This window comes from Schinkia azotoformans, assembly GCF_035811335.1.
Classification (GTDB): domain Bacteria; phylum Bacillota; class Bacilli; order Bacillales; family Bacillaceae_J; genus Schinkia; species Schinkia azotoformans.
Window position 1 is genome coordinate 44,731 of the sequence record NZ_JARSMD010000054.1, and the last position, 16,564, is coordinate 61,294.

General features: G+C 36.6%; 18 protein-coding genes. 13 read left to right on the forward strand and 5 right to left on the reverse strand.

Going from position 1 to position 16,564, the window contains the following annotated elements:
* Positions 1-76 precede the first annotated feature (76 nt).
* The 4 genes from P9E47_RS22320 to P9E47_RS22335 all read left to right on the forward strand — a co-directional run bounded on the left by P9E47_RS22320 (position 77) and on the right by P9E47_RS22335 (position 2,311).
* Positions 77-517: a C40 family peptidase gene (locus P9E47_RS22320; protein ID WP_003333007.1), complete on the forward strand. Its 441-nt coding sequence runs from the start codon at positions 77-79 to the stop codon at positions 515-517.
* Positions 518-646: 129 nt separating this feature from the next.
* The gene (locus P9E47_RS22325; protein ID WP_003333006.1) at positions 647-1,081 is read left to right on the forward strand and encodes a peptidylprolyl isomerase; all 435 of its coding nucleotides are present in this window, start codon (positions 647-649) and stop codon (positions 1,079-1,081) included.
* Positions 1,082-1,146: 65 nt separating this feature from the next.
* Positions 1,147-1,791 (forward strand): S-layer homology domain-containing protein, encoded by a 645-nt coding sequence (locus P9E47_RS22330; RefSeq protein ID WP_003333004.1) that lies wholly within the window; start codon positions 1,147-1,149, stop codon positions 1,789-1,791.
* A 133-nt stretch (positions 1,792-1,924) separates the two neighbouring features.
* Positions 1,925-2,311 (forward strand): GNAT family N-acetyltransferase, encoded by a 387-nt coding sequence (locus P9E47_RS22335; protein WP_003333003.1) that lies wholly within the window; start codon positions 1,925-1,927, stop codon positions 2,309-2,311.
* On the opposite strand, the gene P9E47_RS22340 is transcribed toward P9E47_RS22335, so the two are convergent.
* Complete coding sequence (locus tag P9E47_RS22340; protein ID WP_326165056.1) at positions 2,308-2,841, reverse strand: DUF309 domain-containing protein; 534 nt, start codon at positions 2,839-2,841, stop codon at positions 2,308-2,310. The two genes, P9E47_RS22335 and P9E47_RS22340, sit on opposite strands and share 4 nt — an antisense overlap.
* A gap of 96 nt (positions 2,842-2,937) precedes the next feature.
* Positions 2,938-3,033 (reverse strand): YjcZ family sporulation protein, encoded by a 96-nt coding sequence (locus P9E47_RS22345; protein WP_081585778.1) that lies wholly within the window; start codon positions 3,031-3,033, stop codon positions 2,938-2,940.
* Positions 3,034-3,213: 180 nt separating this feature from the next.
* Here P9E47_RS22345 and P9E47_RS22350 point away from each other — a divergent pair, with 180 nt between their 5' ends.
* The 4 genes from P9E47_RS22350 (at position 3,214) to P9E47_RS22365 (ending at position 5,422) form a co-directional block, all read left to right on the forward strand.
* Positions 3,214-3,981 (forward strand): segregation/condensation protein A, encoded by a 768-nt coding sequence (locus P9E47_RS22350; RefSeq protein ID WP_326165058.1) that lies wholly within the window; start codon positions 3,214-3,216, stop codon positions 3,979-3,981.
* Positions 3,971-4,558: an SMC-Scp complex subunit ScpB gene (gene scpB / locus P9E47_RS22355; protein WP_003333000.1), complete on the forward strand. Its 588-nt coding sequence runs from the start codon at positions 3,971-3,973 to the stop codon at positions 4,556-4,558. The genes P9E47_RS22350 and scpB overlap by 11 nt, the downstream gene beginning before the upstream one ends.
* A gap of 87 nt (positions 4,559-4,645) precedes the next feature.
* Positions 4,646-5,029 (forward strand): hypothetical protein, encoded by a 384-nt coding sequence (locus P9E47_RS22360; protein WP_003332999.1) that lies wholly within the window; start codon positions 4,646-4,648, stop codon positions 5,027-5,029.
* 138 nt (positions 5,030-5,167) lie between these two features.
* Complete coding sequence (locus P9E47_RS22365; protein ID WP_003332998.1) at positions 5,168-5,422, forward strand: hypothetical protein; 255 nt, start codon at positions 5,168-5,170, stop codon at positions 5,420-5,422.
* 74 nt (positions 5,423-5,496) lie between these two features.
* Here P9E47_RS22365 and P9E47_RS22370 read toward each other — a convergent pair whose 3' ends face one another.
* The 3 genes from P9E47_RS22370 to P9E47_RS22380 are packed head-to-tail and all read right to left on the reverse strand — an operon-like array spanning position 5,497 to position 7,773.
* Positions 5,497-6,027 carry a spore maturation protein gene (locus tag P9E47_RS22370; protein ID WP_326165062.1) on the reverse strand — a complete coding sequence of 177 codons (531 nt, stop codon included), beginning with the start codon at positions 6,025-6,027 and terminating at the stop codon, positions 5,497-5,499.
* The gene (locus tag P9E47_RS22375; protein ID WP_003332995.1) at positions 6,027-6,626 is read right to left on the reverse strand and encodes a nucleoside recognition domain-containing protein; all 600 of its coding nucleotides are present in this window, start codon (positions 6,624-6,626) and stop codon (positions 6,027-6,029) included. The genes P9E47_RS22370 and P9E47_RS22375 overlap by 1 nt, the downstream gene beginning before the upstream one ends.
* Positions 6,619-7,773, reverse strand: a complete 1,155-nt coding sequence (locus tag P9E47_RS22380; RefSeq protein ID WP_003332994.1) for a D-alanyl-D-alanine carboxypeptidase family protein — start codon at positions 7,771-7,773, stop codon at positions 6,619-6,621. Before P9E47_RS22380 ends, P9E47_RS22375 begins: the two co-directional genes overlap by 8 nt.
* A 225-nt stretch (positions 7,774-7,998) precedes the next feature.
* Here P9E47_RS22380 and P9E47_RS22385 point away from each other — a divergent pair, with 225 nt between their 5' ends.
* The 5 genes from P9E47_RS22385 to P9E47_RS22405 all read left to right on the forward strand — a co-directional run bounded on the left by P9E47_RS22385 (position 7,999) and on the right by P9E47_RS22405 (position 16,458).
* Complete coding sequence (locus P9E47_RS22385; RefSeq protein WP_326165059.1) at positions 7,999-14,424, forward strand: DNRLRE domain-containing protein; 6,426 nt, start codon at positions 7,999-8,001, stop codon at positions 14,422-14,424.
* A 49-nt stretch (positions 14,425-14,473) separates the two neighbouring features.
* Positions 14,474-14,755: a hypothetical protein gene (locus P9E47_RS22390; protein WP_003333498.1), complete on the forward strand. Its 282-nt coding sequence runs from the start codon at positions 14,474-14,476 to the stop codon at positions 14,753-14,755.
* Between the two features lie 88 nt (positions 14,756-14,843).
* On the forward strand, positions 14,844-15,155 hold the full coding sequence (locus P9E47_RS22395) for a hypothetical protein (protein ID WP_003333497.1): 312 nt from the start codon (positions 14,844-14,846) through the stop codon (positions 15,153-15,155).
* A gap of 742 nt (positions 15,156-15,897) precedes the next feature.
* Entirely contained in the window at positions 15,898-16,164 is a 267-nt protein-coding gene (locus P9E47_RS22400) for a hypothetical protein (RefSeq protein WP_157382107.1), read from the forward strand.
* A 45-nt stretch (positions 16,165-16,209) separates the two neighbouring features.
* Positions 16,210-16,458: a hypothetical protein gene (locus P9E47_RS22405; RefSeq protein WP_003331230.1), complete on the forward strand. Its 249-nt coding sequence runs from the start codon at positions 16,210-16,212 to the stop codon at positions 16,456-16,458.
* The last annotated feature ends 106 nt before the right edge of the window (positions 16,459-16,564 follow it).

Genomic DNA, 16,564 nt, shown 5'->3' on the forward strand with positions numbered 1-16,564 from the left:
CAGGATTTTTTTAGTGTTTGTAGAATTAGAGATAAAGACATATTAATGTCTGGATTCATGTCGTGGGAGGTGAATTATGAGGAAGGTACTTACAGCATTTTTCTCCATGATTATCTTGCTAGCGTTTTCTTCAGGGAATGTATTTGCTGCCAATGAAGAAGATACTACAGTTGCTGAAAACATAATAGAAAGTGCGGAAAAATACATAGGCACTCCATATGGAGGCGAATTCGATTGTTCTGGATACGTTTATAAAGTATTTAGTGAAAACGGAATTGAACTACCACGTTCTTCCAGCTCGCAATATAAACATGGAGAAAGTGTAGAAAAAGAGAATTTACAAAAAGGTGATTTAGTCTTTTTTAACACCACAGGGTCTGGGATTTCGCATGTAGGTATATACATAGGTGATAATAAGTTTATACATTCTGCGTCATCAATTGGAGTATCAATTTCAAAACTAAATGATCCATATTATTGGGGTAAACGTTACGTTGGAGCAGCTAAAGTATTATAATATAGAATGATAAAAAGCAGAGCTTTAAATTTTATTTAAGTTCTGCTTTTTTGTTTGGTATTAAATTTCTTAATTTATATCAAATAGTGTAAAATAAGGAAGAATAAAATAGTAGGAGGCATACATAACATGAAAAAAGCATCCATTGAATTTGAAAATGGCGAAAAAATTGTTATTGAACTTTTTCCAAATGAAGCACCTGGGACAGTTGCAAATTTTGAAAAACTGGCAAATGAAGGGTTTTATAATGGTTTAACATTCCACCGTGTTATTCAAGGCTTTGTCGCACAAGGAGGTTGCCCGTATGGAAATGGTATGGGTGGGCCTGGCTACACTATTAAATGTGAAACAGTGGGTAATCCTCATAAACATATTCCTGGAGCATTATCAATGGCACATGCCGGTAGAGATACTGGCGGCAGTCAGTTCTTCATTGTCCATGAATCACAGCCACATTTAGATGGTGTTCATACAGTATTTGGCCAAGTAATTGAAGGAATGGATACGGTACTTAGAATTCGCCAAGGTGATGTAATGAAGGAAGTAAAAGTTTGGGAAGAATAGAAAAGTATAACTGAAATAAAAAATGCCCTCCTTACAAACGATAAGTTTGAAGGGGGGTTTTAACATTGAACAAAAAATTGATCAATGTGTTATCAACGTCTTTTCTAATTATGGGGCTTGCGACTGGCTGTGGGATGGCAAATAATGAAGCAGGGAACGATCGAGGTCGAACTAATTTAACCCCAGTGGGTTATGATAATAATACAAGATATGCACCATTAAATGTTACGGATACAGTAGAAACACCTAATGTTAATAACGGTGGTACCGTTGGAGCTAACAATAATGGAGACGGGGCTAGTCCCGATCCAGCACTTAATCCAAACGAAAATGCCGATGGTGACGGGGATGGAACAGATACTAATAATGACACACCAGGAACTGGTACAGTCACAGATCCGGGAGTAGATACTACACCGGGAACAAATGATGAAACACCGGCAACTGATGGAGAAACAGGTGAGAAAACAGAAACGCAAACACCTGGTGAAAATCAAGCGAACAAAAACAGATTTGCTGATGTTCCAGAAAATAACCCTTATAGTAATGATATCCATGCTGCAAGGGATCTTGGCTTGATGAATGGTGTCGGTAACGATAAATTTGGACTTGGAACGACTTTAACCCGCGAGCAAATGGCATCGATTATGATGAAAGCTGTTCGTCAAGGCTATCTAAATGTAGACAACACAAATAATGGCACTAAATAAAAAATCTCGAGAGGCTCACCATTTTTGGGTGCGGCCTCTTTAATTTACCCATTGATTACATAGAACGAATCGGTTATTATTTTCAATAAGGTAATACTTGCTATTGAATGATAAAAGCAAAGAGGGATTTAGCATGTTAATTCGTTATAAGAAAAATTATGAAAAAATAGCTATGGGGCTTCTTTCTTTTATGCCGTCCGAAAAAGATTTAAAACGGCTTCAAGGTACAATTAAGCTATATGAGGAAGATCAAGACTGGCAACTCTATCTTTATAAGGAAGATGATATTATTGGGGCTATTGGCGTCAAGATCAAAGATAATGAGGCAGAACTTCGTCATATCAGCGTTAATCCTTCTTATCGGGGGCAAGGGAAAGGAAAAGCGATGCTAAATGCTCTTCGTAATCAATTAGGGAATATAAAAATAAAACCATCAGAAAATACACTAGAGTTTTTCGAGAAATCCGGCGACCAATCAAAGAATTTGCGTGAAGAGTTAACAGACCCTGATTCCCATTAGGAATCGGGTCTTTTGCTTTTTCTTAACTGCAATTGTTCTTCTCTTTCTTGGATTACATTGCTTCGATCGCGTAAAGTATGTTTTTTAACAAGGGATGTATTTGATAAATCGCTTTTTTCGTTCCATGTATAACCTAGTAAATGACAGCGGCTAGCGGCGGTTTCCAATAATTTTTGATCATGTATAGGAAGGTTTATACTATAATAAGAAATACATTCGTTTATTTCTGCCAACCGCTTTCGCAGCAAAATTAATAGCTGCTCATAGTCTAAACCAAGCTTAACAATGGCTTCCTTTTTCTTTTCTATGATACCAAGGCCTTTACTCAATATACGATAAGCACCTTTCATATTTCCGGAACGTTGGTGGTACAGGGCAACTGAAATTTGAATAAGTCCTACCCAAACCGATTTTTTTCGTTCATTTTCTTCCGTCTGCTTCCAGTACTCCTCAAGAATCTCATGACATTCGAAATAATCCCGGGAACCATGAAAATGGACGAGAAAATCTATGTATGCATCTGGATACATTTAACCATCCTTCCATAAGGATTTTCTAATTCCTATAGTTTACCATAAATCAAAAAAGAAGTGCCCATATAGGCACTCCCCCTCTTTAATTGGTGTTTATAACCAAGCTGCACCTACGATAATTAAAAGAATAAACAAAACAACGATTAAGGCAAATCCGCCACCGTAACCAAATCCTACTGCTCCACTCATTATTAAATTCCTCCTTTGTTTATTTGATGCTTACGGTAATAACATATGAAAAAAGGGGAAATTTGTATAGGCGACTATCAGGGTAACGGAAAAAATCATGAAAATGGGCGAATTAAAACAAAAATTTTGCTATTATAAATCTAGTCGTTTTATTTTTTATAATACTTTGGTGGGATAATGATGGAATATAGTGTTAAAATTGATGCCTTTGAAGGTCCACTTGACCTTCTTTTACATTTAATAAATCGATATGAAATTGATATTTATGATATTCCGATGGCACAAATTACGAAGCAATATTTAAACTTTATTCATACGATGCAGCAACTTGAACTGGATGTAGCCAGCGAATATCTTGTCATGGCGGCAACACTCTTAGCAATAAAAAGTAAAATGCTCTTACCGAAAAACGAAGAAACTCTTGATGAGGAACTAGAGTTTAACGGGGATGAAATGGAAGAGGACCCTCGTGATGAGCTAATGAAACGTTTGCTTGAATATCGTAAATATAAAGAAGCTGCAACGCATTTAAAGGAATTTGAACAAGATCGGAGCCTGTTATATACAAGGCCCCCTGGAAATTTAGCGCAATATATACCGGACAACCGGGAAAATCCGATTTCCGATGTATCATTATATGATATGTTAAGCGCTCTGCAGCAATTAATGAAGCGAAAAAAATGGAAAGAACCTAAGCTAACAACTGTTCAAAGGCAGGAAATTCCAATTCAACAAAGGATGGAACAAATTTTGGAAGAGCTCGATAAAGTAAAGGGGAGACAAAGCTTTTCATCGCTTTTTCCGGTTTTTGAAAGATCTTACATTGTAGTGACATTTTTAGCCGTTTTAGAATTAATGAAAAACAATGCGATTACGTGTGTTCAAGAAAAGAACTTCGAGGATATATATATTTACAGCATGAAAGGAGTTTACAAAGATGAAGCTTGATAAAATGAAAGCGATCGTCGAAGGGTTATTATTTATTGTTGGTGACGAAGGAATTGATAGTAAGCAAATTGCAGATGTTCTCCAAATTAGTGAAATTGTAGCGGTAGAATTGATAGAGAATTTAAAAGCAGATTACACAAAAAAATCCCGTGGCATAGATTTAGTAGAGGTTGCTGGGGTCTATCAATTAACAACAAAGAGAGAGCATGCTGAATATTTTAAACGATTAGTGGAGTCCCCAACCACATCAACATTGTCACAGGCAGCGTTAGAAACGTTAGCGATTATCGCCTATAAACAACCGATCACTAGAGCTGAGATTGAAGAAATACGAGGTGTAAAAACAGAGCGTCCTCTTTCTACTTTAATGTCAAAATCTCTGATTAAAGAGGTCGGGCGGGCGGAAGGAACGGGAAGAGCCTATTTGTATGGCACAACGAAGGATTTTCTAGAGTATTTTGGTCTTAAGACTTTAGATGAACTTCCACCATTACCGGAAAAATTAAATGAAGAGGATATCCGACAAGAAGAAGCAGACTTGTTTTTTGAAAAATTTCAGGAAACTTTTGCCGAATAACTTGAACAGTATTTAAATGGTCTTCTATAATAATAAATGTACATATTTGGATGACCAAAATAAAAATATAAAATGGTGGGATGGAATATGCTTATTAAAGAAATTAAAGGTTATGAATTAGAAAAAGCGGCGCCTAATACATCTGAGGACTTCTTTAACCGCTCTGAGGTTACATTCATAGATAATGGAACGGAGAAAACCTTTCACTTACTGTATGTAAGATATTTTGATGAAATTTTCAATGAATTTGTCCCTTATGAAAATGATCCGGTATTTACTGCAGGCGGAAAAGAAGTACATTTCAAAGATATTATCGGATTAGTTTGTATGTTGAAAAACCCTGAATTAAAAAATCGCAAACGGGTTTATATCAATGAGAAAAGTGAATTGCAGGAGTATTGTAAAGGAATTGACTATGACAAGTTGCCAGGAATTGTAGAACAAATTTCCAAAGGTGGTTTTGAATTATAACCCCTGGAATAAACCAATAAGTAAAGCATGGTGGCATGAAACTCCATCATGCTTTTTGCTTTTTCACGTTTATCCTCCATAAACATAAAATAACCCTGAAATCAATCAATTAATAAGATGGAGTAGGGGGAACAAACGGTGAATTCCAAGGATTATCAACAATATTTGTTAGATATAAAGGATTGGTCTGATCAAGTAGAAACCATTTTAAAGGAACAACATGTTGATGAAGAGGCCTATTTGGCGTGGAAACAACAAATGGAAAATCTCATGAAGCAAATTGAAGAAAAAATCGAAAAGTCGGAAATAAAGGAAGACGATATACTAGAGCTAGAAAAAGAGGCTCGCGGGCTTTATGAGGGAGCTAAAAAAGTTAAGAGAAAATCATTTTAGAAAATGGTTGGGGTTCAAAAAGCCATTTAGCATGACTTTTTGGATAGCCCCTTTTACATATTTTTTATTTATTTTTATCCAAATACTAGAGTCACTACTATAATTGACATAATAATCGCGATGAAGTCTGCCCATAAGCCAACCTTCAAGGCATCCCCCATTTTCCTAATGCCCACGGCACCAAAATAAACGGTTAAAATATACAAGGTTGTATCTGTACTTCCTTGCATAGTGGATGCTAATCTGCCAATAAAAGAGTCAGGGCCATGGGTGGCAATTAAATCTGATGTGATTCCCAATGCAGCGTTTCCGGAGATTGGTCGGATAATGGCCAACGGAACGATATCTGCCGGAATACCTATAGCCATCAAGTAGGGCCTAATTAAATTCATAAAGAAATCAAGGGCTCCGGACTCCCGGAACACTGTGATTGCCACTAACATTCCAACAAGATAAGGGATAATTGAAAAAGCAATCTGTATTCCCTCCTTGCCACCCTCTACAAATGTTTCATATGTTGGCACTCTTTTTATCGTTCCGTAAAGTAGGATAAATCCGATGATGACCGGGATCATCCAAAGAGAGATCATATTGATTACGTTCATCATCTTCTACTCCCTCCTTTTTTTACCCTGCGATAATGATAATAGCGATCGATCATGATTGCAGCAATTGTTGAAAAGAGCGATGCAACAAGAGTTGTACCAACAATTTCAGTTGGAGCGACGGATCCATAATTCATTCTAATTGCAATAACAGTAGTGGGTATTAACGTTATGCTTGAAGTATTAATCGCCAAAAAGGTAATCATCGATCTACTCGCTGAATTCTTATTATCATTTAATATTTTTAATTGCTCCATCGCTTTTATCCCCATCGGTGTGGCGGCATTACCTAAACCAAATAAATTGGCAATCATATTAGAAAGAATAAACCCCATCGCCGGATGGTCCTTCGGTACCTCTGGAAATAACCTTGTTATTAACGGTTGAAAAAGTCTTGAAAGTCGTGTTAGTAATCCAGCCTCCTGAGCAATATTCATGAGACCGAGCCAAAAGACTAAAATACTGATTAAACCGATACAAATGGCGACGGCTTCCTTCGCTCCAGTAAAAATCGCTTTATTTACATCATCCATTGTCCCGTTAATCATAGCAAATACGATTCCAATAATAGTCATAGCTACCCAGATGATATTAACCATGACTGTGTACCCCTATCATTGATAAGAACATTTCTTTAAGGTTAGAAAACCATGTTTTTTGACTTACTTTTCCGCGCTTATCATAATATAGTGGTATTTCCCCAATGTTTTTATTATCAAGCTTGATAATCATTATTCCGCATGGAGCAGGAATATCATTGACCTTTTTCCAGTTTGAATCAGGCTTTATCAATTTTACTTCAACTTTTAAATTGTCTTTTTCCTCATCTGTAACCGGGTATAAGAAGTCGCGGCGGACGACCACTTTCCCTTTATAGAAATCATCTTTAACTGAATGAACGACCCCTTTTTTTACTACATTTTCAAGATCGTATTGGGCGAAACCCCATTCAAACATCGAAATATGGTCATTCCAATCATTGGGACCGTTTAACGTAACCGCAATCAGATCATGCCCATCTTTCTCAGCAGTGGAGACTAATGTCCGTTTGGCTCGTTTCGTGAATCCAGTTTTCCCTCCAGTTGAATATTCATATAGCCCTGTTAGCAGTTTATTCTTATTTTTCCAGCTTCTATCCCATTTTTCATCCGGGTTTGGTGCCTTATGAACCTTTGTACCGGAAATTTCCCGATAGGTTTCATTTTCCATTGCATATTTAGTAAGGATAGCCATATCATAGGCCGTGGAGAAATGATTTTCATGGTCATCTAATCCATGTGGATTGGAAAACACGGTATCCCGCATCCCAATTTCTTGAGCTTTTTGGTTCATTAAATAGACGAAGCCTTCCACACTACCACCAACATGTTCTGCAATCGCTACGGCAGAATCATTTCCCGAACGAAGCATTAAGCCATATACGAGATGCTCAAGTTTTATTTTTTCTCCCGGTTTTAAATAAACGGAAGACCCTTCAGTACGGACAGCCCTGTCACTCACTTTTACTGTTTCATCCAATTTTCCGGATTCTATCGCTAAAATCGCGGTCATGATTTTGGTGATACTAGCAATTCGCATTTTTTTATGGGCTGCCTTTTCATAAAGAACACGCCCGGATTCAAAATCCATTAAGATGGCAGTTTCAGCTGAAACATTCGAAAAAGCAGCAGCCTTATACGGTATAAAAATGGAAAACGATAAAATAATAACAATATGTAAAAATATCACTTTTTTAAAACATGACATGAAAAACTACACGTCCCTTCGCCCGGTGTTTGTACAAGTATATGAAGGACATGGGTGGATATGAATAAAAAGTAAGGCTATTAGCGAAGTCATCCTCTTAATTTAATCCAAAGGATATTCTATTTTTCATAGTTCAACAATATACTTAAAATAAAGTCGAAAAATTATTGGAGGAGATATAATGCCAAAACCATCTGTTCCAAAATCTTTTCCGAAGCCCCAAAAATGTCTGAGGAGGTTCCAGGCAGAAGAAAAGGACGCAAGTTTGAGATGGCCAATCCTGATGACAGTATTACGACAGAAACCTTCGTAGCCCCTGTTTTCTGGAAAAATGAAAAAGGTATGTGGAAAGACATTCAAAATCAATTAATCCAAACCACGGAGCATCCAAACTTCAAGTATAAAAACCAATCCAACAAGTGGTCGAGTTGGTTTTCACTTTTTCAAGACGATCAAGTGTTAAATCGATTAGAACTTGGACCCTATATAGTCAATATGAAACCCCTAAATGCTTCCAAACCCATCATTCAAACATTGAATCAATCGATCACTTACAAAAAGATTTTCCCATTTGTTGATATTACGTACCAAGTATTACCTGAAGGTATTAAAGAAAATATTATTTTACAGCATTCAAAAGCTCAAAATGAATTTTCGTTTATTCTTGATATGACGGATAATTTAATGCCAGCATTAATAAATGGGGAACTTTTCATTAAAGATTCCATCACAAATGAAGCTATATTTCAAATTCCAAAAGCGATTATGACAGACAAAAATGGGGAAATTTCCGATCAGGTTGAATTGGGATTGAGGCAGACAGACGGGCAATGGGTTCTGACAATCATAGCTAATCAAGAATGGCTCAATCAAAAGGCTACAAAATATCCAATTACAATTGATCCTACCATCATTGTGACAGAAATAAAGACCAATAAGTTTGCCGAAACAAGGGATAAGACAGTTGCAAGTAAAGTTGCACTTTCTGATCAAACTTATCTGGCTGTGGGGGAAAACCTAAATGGAATTAATCGGTCCTATTTATGGTTTAAACCTCCGGTGTTAACTAGTGGTGCCCGTATTCTAAATGCCCAATTAAAGTTACACCAGTACGTAAATGCGGCATCGCTTGAAACCTTTGTTGATGTTCACCCTATCTTACAACCATGGGGAGATGAGATGACATGGAGCACGAAACCAACTCATGGAGCAACGATTGCATCGGCCAATAGTACCAAGAATGGGTCCGTTACAGGAGAGTGGGTCTTTGATATTACTAATCTAGTTCAGCAATGGTATGAGGGAGAAGTGGCGAATTATGGAATTGCGTTAATTGCCCGTGGCTCTAATGGTACGGAAAGTACAGATCGAAGAGCGTTTAATTCATCAGAGTCTGGTGGAACTATTCCTAAGTTGGAAATTACGTATGTTACAGATCAAACTGGTGTTGAAAACTTTTGGAGTTATGTTGGAAATGTCGGATTATCAAATGGGAATTTCTTCTTATCTGATATTGATGTTTATTTACCGGGTCGAGGCATTCCAATAATGGTAAGCCGCTCCTACAATTCTCGCTCCATTCCGATACCAAATAAAATCGGCACAAAAGCTCCAATCGAAGGAATGAAGAGTATTCTTGGTAGTGGATGGCTCTTTAATTTTGAAATGAGGTTAAAATACAAAGATCCAATCAACAGTAAGGTCATTCTATTTATTGATGGAGATGGATCGAAACATATTTTTACAGAACCGGAAGGTCAAATTGGAATGTGGCAGGGACCGCCGGGAATCCAATATAAATTAACATATAAAGCTGCTGAAGGGACAAATCCAGCTTATTATATTCTTACTGATCAAACAAAAACGAAATATTATTTTGACTTTAGCACGGGGAAGTTGGAAGCGATATTTGATTCTAATGATAATATTTTGGATGTTGCCTATACTTCGGATGGCACACTTCAATCCATCACGGATGCATCAGGACGAACAATTAGGTTCACTTTTAGTGCAAATGGGAAACTGGATACAATCAAAGGGACAGAGATCCCAACGGTTAAATATACGTACTATTCGAATGGGCAATTACGGATGGTGCAAAAGTTAGATGCAGCAAATAATGTTAAGCAGCAGGTTTCCTATGAATATGACAGCCAGGAAAATCTTATTACTGTCTATGATCCAAACTCAAATCCAACTTCAATTGGCTATATTGGTGAGTATACCCTTACACATCCTAAAGGTTTTACGTATGTACAAAATCATCAAGTAGCTTCAATTAAGGAATATGTGACGACTAATGATATGGTTCAACAAACGTATACGACCCAATTTTACTATGGAGCTGACATAAAAGTGACAGATCCTAAAGGTATTGTGACCCTCTACACTTTAAATGCACAAGGAAATGTAATAAAAATTACTGAAGATGCAAATGGACTTAACTATGAAACTTTTTTTGAGTGGGATTCAGAGAATCAACTAACAAGTACAAAGGATCCCAGATTATTGGAAACCATTTTAACCTACGAGGAAGGTCACCTAACAAGTCTGACTAATTCCAAGAGTCAAGCAGCCATTTTTAAGTGGGAAAAGGATACCCTTAAGCAAGCCACGGACTTTGGCGGAGCGACGGAAATGAACTATTATGACGAAAAGGATAACGAAACCGTCCAATTGAATCCTCTTTCAGGAGCCTCCGTTAAAGAATATGATACACATGGAAATTTAATCTGGGCTTCAACTCCGATCGCCATTGGGAATAATTTAGTGATGAATAGCGGATTTGAAGAATGGAATTCAACAACGAACGTACCTATGCAATGGTTGAAAACCGGTCAAGGGACGATTGAGAAAAGCTCTGCCAGTAAAAACGGCAACTACTCATTGAAAATGGGATCTACAGGATATAATGATCGGGCCATGATGGCTTCATCCTTTATCCCCGTTCATGAAAAGATGAAATATACCGTTAGTTGGATTATTCAAACGTATAATACGACTATAGCTGATGTAAAGGTTGATTGGTATCGGGACAGAACAACCTCAAGTTTAATAGGCTCGAGTGTGTGGTTAGCTAATACAAAAGGCTTAGTCCAAGAATGGATCAAAAAAGGTGGGCGCGTAGCATCTCCGGGTGGTGCAGCTTATGCTAAAATAACACTCCTAGTGGAGAGTGGCACAGCCTGGTTTGATAACATTCAAATGGAGGAAGGAACACAAGTTACAGACCAGAATTTTGTAATTAACGCAGGCTTTGAAACAGATATTTATAATTCTGGATGGCCTGATTATTGGGGAATTAAAGCTAGCACCCTAGATGACATAAAAGACGGAATCAATATCGTCAATAAGAAAAAAGGAAACCACTCCTTAAAACTTGTAGGTACTTCACAAAATAAATTTCTTGGTCAGGACATCAATGTCTCCGGTGCAGATGGTGTTCAAATAACGTTCGCCGGATGGTCGATGGCTCAAGGGGTATCTTCAAGTGGTGGTGCTTATCAAATATTATTACGAGTTGATTATAAGGAGCCGACCGTCAATAATGGGCAGCCGGATTGGTTTGGTGCTAATTTTAATAAATACGATCACCCATGGGAATATACAGAAAGAAGCGTTGTTATACCAAATGCTTTTAAAAGCCTAGGTATCTATGTGAAATTAGAAAACCAACCAAATGCAACGGTGTGGTTTGATGAAATTGTTGTTCGGGCATCCAGTGTTTCAAATGCGATCATGAGTGAATACAATTTGGCACAAAACAATAGCTTTGAATACGATCTGGAAAAGACCGGTGCTCCAGATCAATGGCAATTATATATCCAAGATAAGACAACAGCGAATGTTCAATGGCTAACTTCTAATCGGGATATTAAATCTTTTATTGGCGAACATTTTGTTAGTTTTTCAAATACAGGTGGATGGACTTTCTATGGAAATAAACAAAACGAACCCCTAAAAGCAGGAGAAACGTATGTTGCGACAGCGATGATTCGAACAGCAGCAAAGGTAACCAGTGGCGGAGGAATCATTAAATTTGATTTATATGATGGAAGTGGAAATTATTTAGGTGAAAAAGTGAGTAAAACAATAACTCAATCGAATGATGATTGGACGCGTGTTTTAGTCGTTTTAACCTATGATGAGGCTAAGAGGATAAATGCTGCTGCTACAAGTATCAAATTATCGATTGGAACCTTGGCACCTACAGCAGGGACTCTTTATTTTGATGCTGTTAATTGGTTGACAAAGCCTGTTCTAACTCAACTTGGATATGATGCGAATAAAAATTATGTAACCTCCATCACGAATCCCTTAGGATATTCAATGTCACTTGCACGGACTCCTCAAGGTAACTTAGCAAATGTCATTTTGCCCCGTGGGGGCAAGATTATATACGGATATGATACTTTAGACCGACCAACGTATATTGAAAATCAGGCAACAAATGCAATCTACCAGATTATTTACGACAAAAATGGAAATATTCTCAACCTCGGATTTTATGAGCTTGTAAATGGCAATGTGGTCTGGAAAAGCCAAATGAAACAAACGTTCAATGAACGAAATCAAATCAGGACACATGAAGATCAAAAAGGGAATCAAACCATCTATGATTATGATGCAAACGGCAATTTGGAACTTGTATCATTTCCGAATAATACTAAACTTAAACTTGTTTACGATTCATTGGATCGACTTAAAACAAAACAAGACATTACATTTAATAATAGCTGGGCATTTTCTTATGATAAAAATAATAATCTAACCCAGGTTATTCAAACGAGTACTTCCGGTCAAGAAGTAACGGACTATATATTGGATGCTTTAATTGATGAAGTGAAAAGTATAACGTATCCTATGATTAATGGCATCCGTCGTTCTGTGAATTATACGTACAATGCAAATGGCCAAATCACAACCATTGCCCATACCTCTATTACCCAAAAGTTAGGTGTAGATGCCATTTATCGTTATGACTATGATCAAGCAGGGATGATGGCTAGTTTAAATGGACCGAATAAGGAGCAAGTTGGTCAATTTTACGACGAAGCAGGGCGCTTGAAAAAGTCGTTTATATCAGATGGAACAAAGGCTTATAACACTTATTACGAATACAATGAGCTAGGTGATTTGAAGGAATATCGTTTAGAAACAGCGGATGGTGTCATCTTAAGCCGGGAAAAGCATGCCTATGATGCCGATGGAAATACAACGACTATAACTTATAATGATGGGTCAAAACATTCATTTCAATATGATTTAGCCAGTCGTCTAACAAATGAACAAAAAATTGCAAGTAATGGAGCAATCCTATCCGCTATTTCCTACCAGTATGATTCGTATGGGAATCGACTCACGATCACAAAGAACGGAACGAAGACAACCTTTAAATATGATTCTGCCAATCAAATTAGTTCCGTAAATGGGGCTTCAAGTCTTTACCAGTATGACCAGAATGGAAATCAAATTAGAGATGATCGTCATAAATATTACTACGATTCATCTAATCGGTTATCGTATGTTGAGCAGGCAAATGCAGTAGTAGCCATTGCCTCCTATTCTTATGATTATGAGGGCAAACGGACAAAGAAAGTGGTGTATGGTAAGAAAACCGAACAATACTATTATGATGCTGGGCATTTAACGTATATTGCCGATGAAAACAACCAAATCCTTTACAGTTTCACCCGGACTTACACGGGCGATTTAGTCACAATGACCGATTATACAAGTGGAACTGCGGTCAATTATTATTATGTCCACAACGGTCATGGGGATATCATCGGGTTGAAGGATAAAACCGGAACTACGGTGGTAACCTATGAATACGATGCATTCGGTAATATCATCACAGCAACTGGAACAGCGAAAACTGGGAACGGAAGGCTTCTACGAGAAGAAAATCCATTCAGATATGCAAGCTATTTTTATGATGAAGAAACAAAGCTGTATTATTTGCGGATACGGTTTTATGACCCATTGATAGGTCGGTATCTTACTAGGGACATCGTGCCATCAGCTAATTTATACGTATACACTGCGAACAATCCAGTTAGGTTTATCGACCCATTTGGCTTATCGTTCTTCTCAAAAATCAAATCATTATATAAAAAGGTAAAAAGGAAAGTAAGTCAATTTTTTAAGTCACTGTTTAATGCACAAGGTATTAAATCAAATGTAACTAGTAAGGATAATAAAGTTACAAAAAAATACGATAAATCCAGGGATATTCTGAAAAGTAAGACGTATGCAGGAATGTCTGGTTATGCAGGAAGAATTATTAATAAGGGTGAAAAGGTCGGTAATGTTTCCAGTAAAAGAGAGTTAGGATTTAGTGGTTATGGTATTGAAGGTAAATGGGGTGAAATTGAGGGAAAGAATTCATATTTAAATGCGAACATTGAATATGGGGTAGGTCCTGATTTGTACGGTTTTGGAGGAGAAATTACTTTTGCTAAATTAACAGGAGGGTTTACCATCCCTTTTAATCAATATAATGTAAAAGTGGAGTTGTCTAGAAGTGTTCTAAGTGCTGGAATTAAAGGCCTTGCAGGTATTAGTGATGATGTTTTTGTGATAAAGGGTTTCCTCGGCACAGGATTGATTGGGTGGGGACTTTCAATAGAAATTGAAGAAGGATCCTAATTTGGAATAGAGAGGGTCTATTAGCCCTCCTATTTTAGGAGTGAATAAAATGACTGATGATTTAAAAAACAAGAGAGATAATATGAATGCCGGATTTTTTATTAATTTTGTTTTATTTTTTAGTATAGGAATTTTAATTAACCTCTATAAAGACTTTTTTGGAACAAACAACAATTTCTTTATAAAATTGGGACTTAATATTTTATATGGATTAGCAATATTGTTATGGTTATTATTTCTTTTTAGATGGTTTAAATATGCATATTTACAAAATAGAATAATTTATAATAGTTGTAAAAAGTTAATTGATAAAATAAAGAAAAAAATATAAATTTCATAAAAACCGATGGTTCTATGTAAAGTCAGCTTCCGAAAAGGGACTGGCTTTATAATAATCAAATTTAGAAAGGTTGATTACTATGCAAGAAATTAAAATTAATAATATTAAATTTAGCTCTTTTGTTAAGTTAAACATTGTAATTCAGATTGCTCTTGGAATTTTTGTTGGATTAATTGGATTGCTAATAAGTTTTTTTAGTCAAAATGTTTATTTTAATGCTGGGGATTTTAAAATTACGGGGATTTTAGCAGGAATGATCAATTTGATATTCTTCCCCCTTACTTTGGGTATTACTGGTATTTTTATTTCTATATTTGCATACTTTCCATTTAAATATTGGGTAAAAATATTTGGACTAAGAATTTTTACAATGTGTGAATCTAAGGACTAATAAAAAATATAATCAAAAATAATAGGAGTTAAAAATTTTATTTATTGTTTTGGTCACTAGTGTTACGTCACAGTAACAACCCGAATGGTATTGAAGGCAAATGGGGTGAATTTAAGGGTTCATAAAATACTTTCATCCCCGGCAAAAAAGGATTAGGCTCCTTTGATGGCAATAATTTACATTTACCCTCACCATCTCAGTCACGGACTGCCTTTGATGATGTTAACATGGTTCTATCCTCACCAAACTAGATTCCACGAGTCATTTGATGACAGAAAACCCGGTTTTATCCTCACCAAACTAGATTCCACGCTCATTTAATGACAGATAACTAGATTTTATCCTCACCAAACCAGATTCCACTCTCATTTAATGGCAGATAACTAGGTTTTATCCTCACCAAACTAGATTCCACGCTCATTTAATGGCAGATAACTAGGTTTTATCCTCACCAAACCAGATTCCACGCTCATTTAATGACATATAACTAGGTTTTAACCTCACCAAACTAGACTCTACACTCATTTGATGGTAAATAACCTGCACATATTCTCACCAAATTGGTTTCATGCTTCTTTTAATGAGGATAATCAGTGTTGATCCCAACCATACCATGCTTGAACTAAAACCCAAAACTGAGCTTAAAAGTAACAAAAACGTGCTTCACATTTGTCCCTAGCAAGAGCAATCACGTTTCAACTCACTACACAATCGCCCACTATTGTTCGTCATACCAAAGTAATTGACTAATTATACAACTGGAACAGCTGTCAATTATTATTATGTCCACAATGGTCATGGAGATATCGTCGGGTTGAAGGATAAAACTGGAACCACGGTGATAGCCTATGAATACGATGCATTCGGTAATATCATCACATCAACTAAAAAAGTATATAATTCTGTAGCAAACACGATTAAATCAATAACAACGAAAACTAGCAGCTCTTATGAATCTTCACAAAACAAAAATCAGATACCAATGAGGGCTATAAAAATGCAGTGGTAGGTATAACTGGAGGATTCATAGATAAATGGGGGCAAGCGGGTATTTTTGGAATTGGTCTTGGAATTGCACTTGACAGCTGAAGACTTTGACCCAACTTCAAGTTTAATAAATAATGCTGTATTAGCAGGTGCAGCCTCCTATTTATCAACGGTTATCATTGGTGGATTGGCTATCACAGGTATGCCCGCTATAATAGGTGGAATAGCAATTGGAACAGTAGTGGCACTTGCTTTTTCCGAAATAAGTAGCAAAACGGGTATAACTCCGGCATCTATTTTAAGAGGTAGGTGGTAAATATAACTTTTTTAGCTGAAAACATTCCCGACTATATTAAGGGAATAATATTATTTTTATGTGGGTTATATTTTTTATTTCTCTTCACGAGTGTTGATTATCCAAA

What these genes read in the sequence shown, in the direction of transcription:
- P9E47_RS22320 (WP_003333007.1), top strand. Translation starts at nt 77, where the DNA reads ATGAGGAAGGTACTTACAGCATTTTTCTCCATGATTATCTTGCTAGCG.
- P9E47_RS22325 (WP_003333006.1), top strand. Translation starts at nt 647, where the DNA reads ATGAAAAAAGCATCCATTGAATTTGAAAATGGCGAAAAAATTGTTATT.
- P9E47_RS22335 (WP_003333003.1), top strand. Translation starts at nt 1,925, where the DNA reads ATGTTAATTCGTTATAAGAAAAATTATGAAAAAATAGCTATGGGGCTT.
- P9E47_RS22340 (WP_326165056.1), bottom strand. Translation starts at nt 2,841, where the DNA reads ATGTATCCAGATGCATACATAGATTTTCTCGTCCATTTTCATGGTTCC.
- P9E47_RS22345 (WP_081585778.1), bottom strand. Translation starts at nt 3,033, where the DNA reads ATGAGTGGAGCAGTAGGATTTGGTTACGGTGGCGGATTTGCCTTAATC.
- P9E47_RS22350 (WP_326165058.1), top strand. Translation starts at nt 3,214, where the DNA reads ATGGAATATAGTGTTAAAATTGATGCCTTTGAAGGTCCACTTGACCTT.
- scpB (WP_003333000.1), top strand. Translation starts at nt 3,971, where the DNA reads ATGAAGCTTGATAAAATGAAAGCGATCGTCGAAGGGTTATTATTTATT.
- P9E47_RS22360 (WP_003332999.1), top strand. Translation starts at nt 4,646, where the DNA reads ATGCTTATTAAAGAAATTAAAGGTTATGAATTAGAAAAAGCGGCGCCT.
- P9E47_RS22370 (WP_326165062.1), bottom strand. Translation starts at nt 6,027, where the DNA reads ATGAACGTAATCAATATGATCTCTCTTTGGATGATCCCGGTCATCATC.
- P9E47_RS22375 (WP_003332995.1), bottom strand. Translation starts at nt 6,626, where the DNA reads ATGGTTAATATCATCTGGGTAGCTATGACTATTATTGGAATCGTATTT.
- P9E47_RS22380 (WP_003332994.1), bottom strand. Translation starts at nt 7,773, where the DNA reads ATGTCATGTTTTAAAAAAGTGATATTTTTACATATTGTTATTATTTTA.
- P9E47_RS22385 (WP_326165059.1), top strand. Translation starts at nt 7,999, where the DNA reads ATGTCTGAGGAGGTTCCAGGCAGAAGAAAAGGACGCAAGTTTGAGATG.
- P9E47_RS22390 (WP_003333498.1), top strand. Translation starts at nt 14,474, where the DNA reads ATGACTGATGATTTAAAAAACAAGAGAGATAATATGAATGCCGGATTT.
- P9E47_RS22395 (WP_003333497.1), top strand. Translation starts at nt 14,844, where the DNA reads ATGCAAGAAATTAAAATTAATAATATTAAATTTAGCTCTTTTGTTAAG.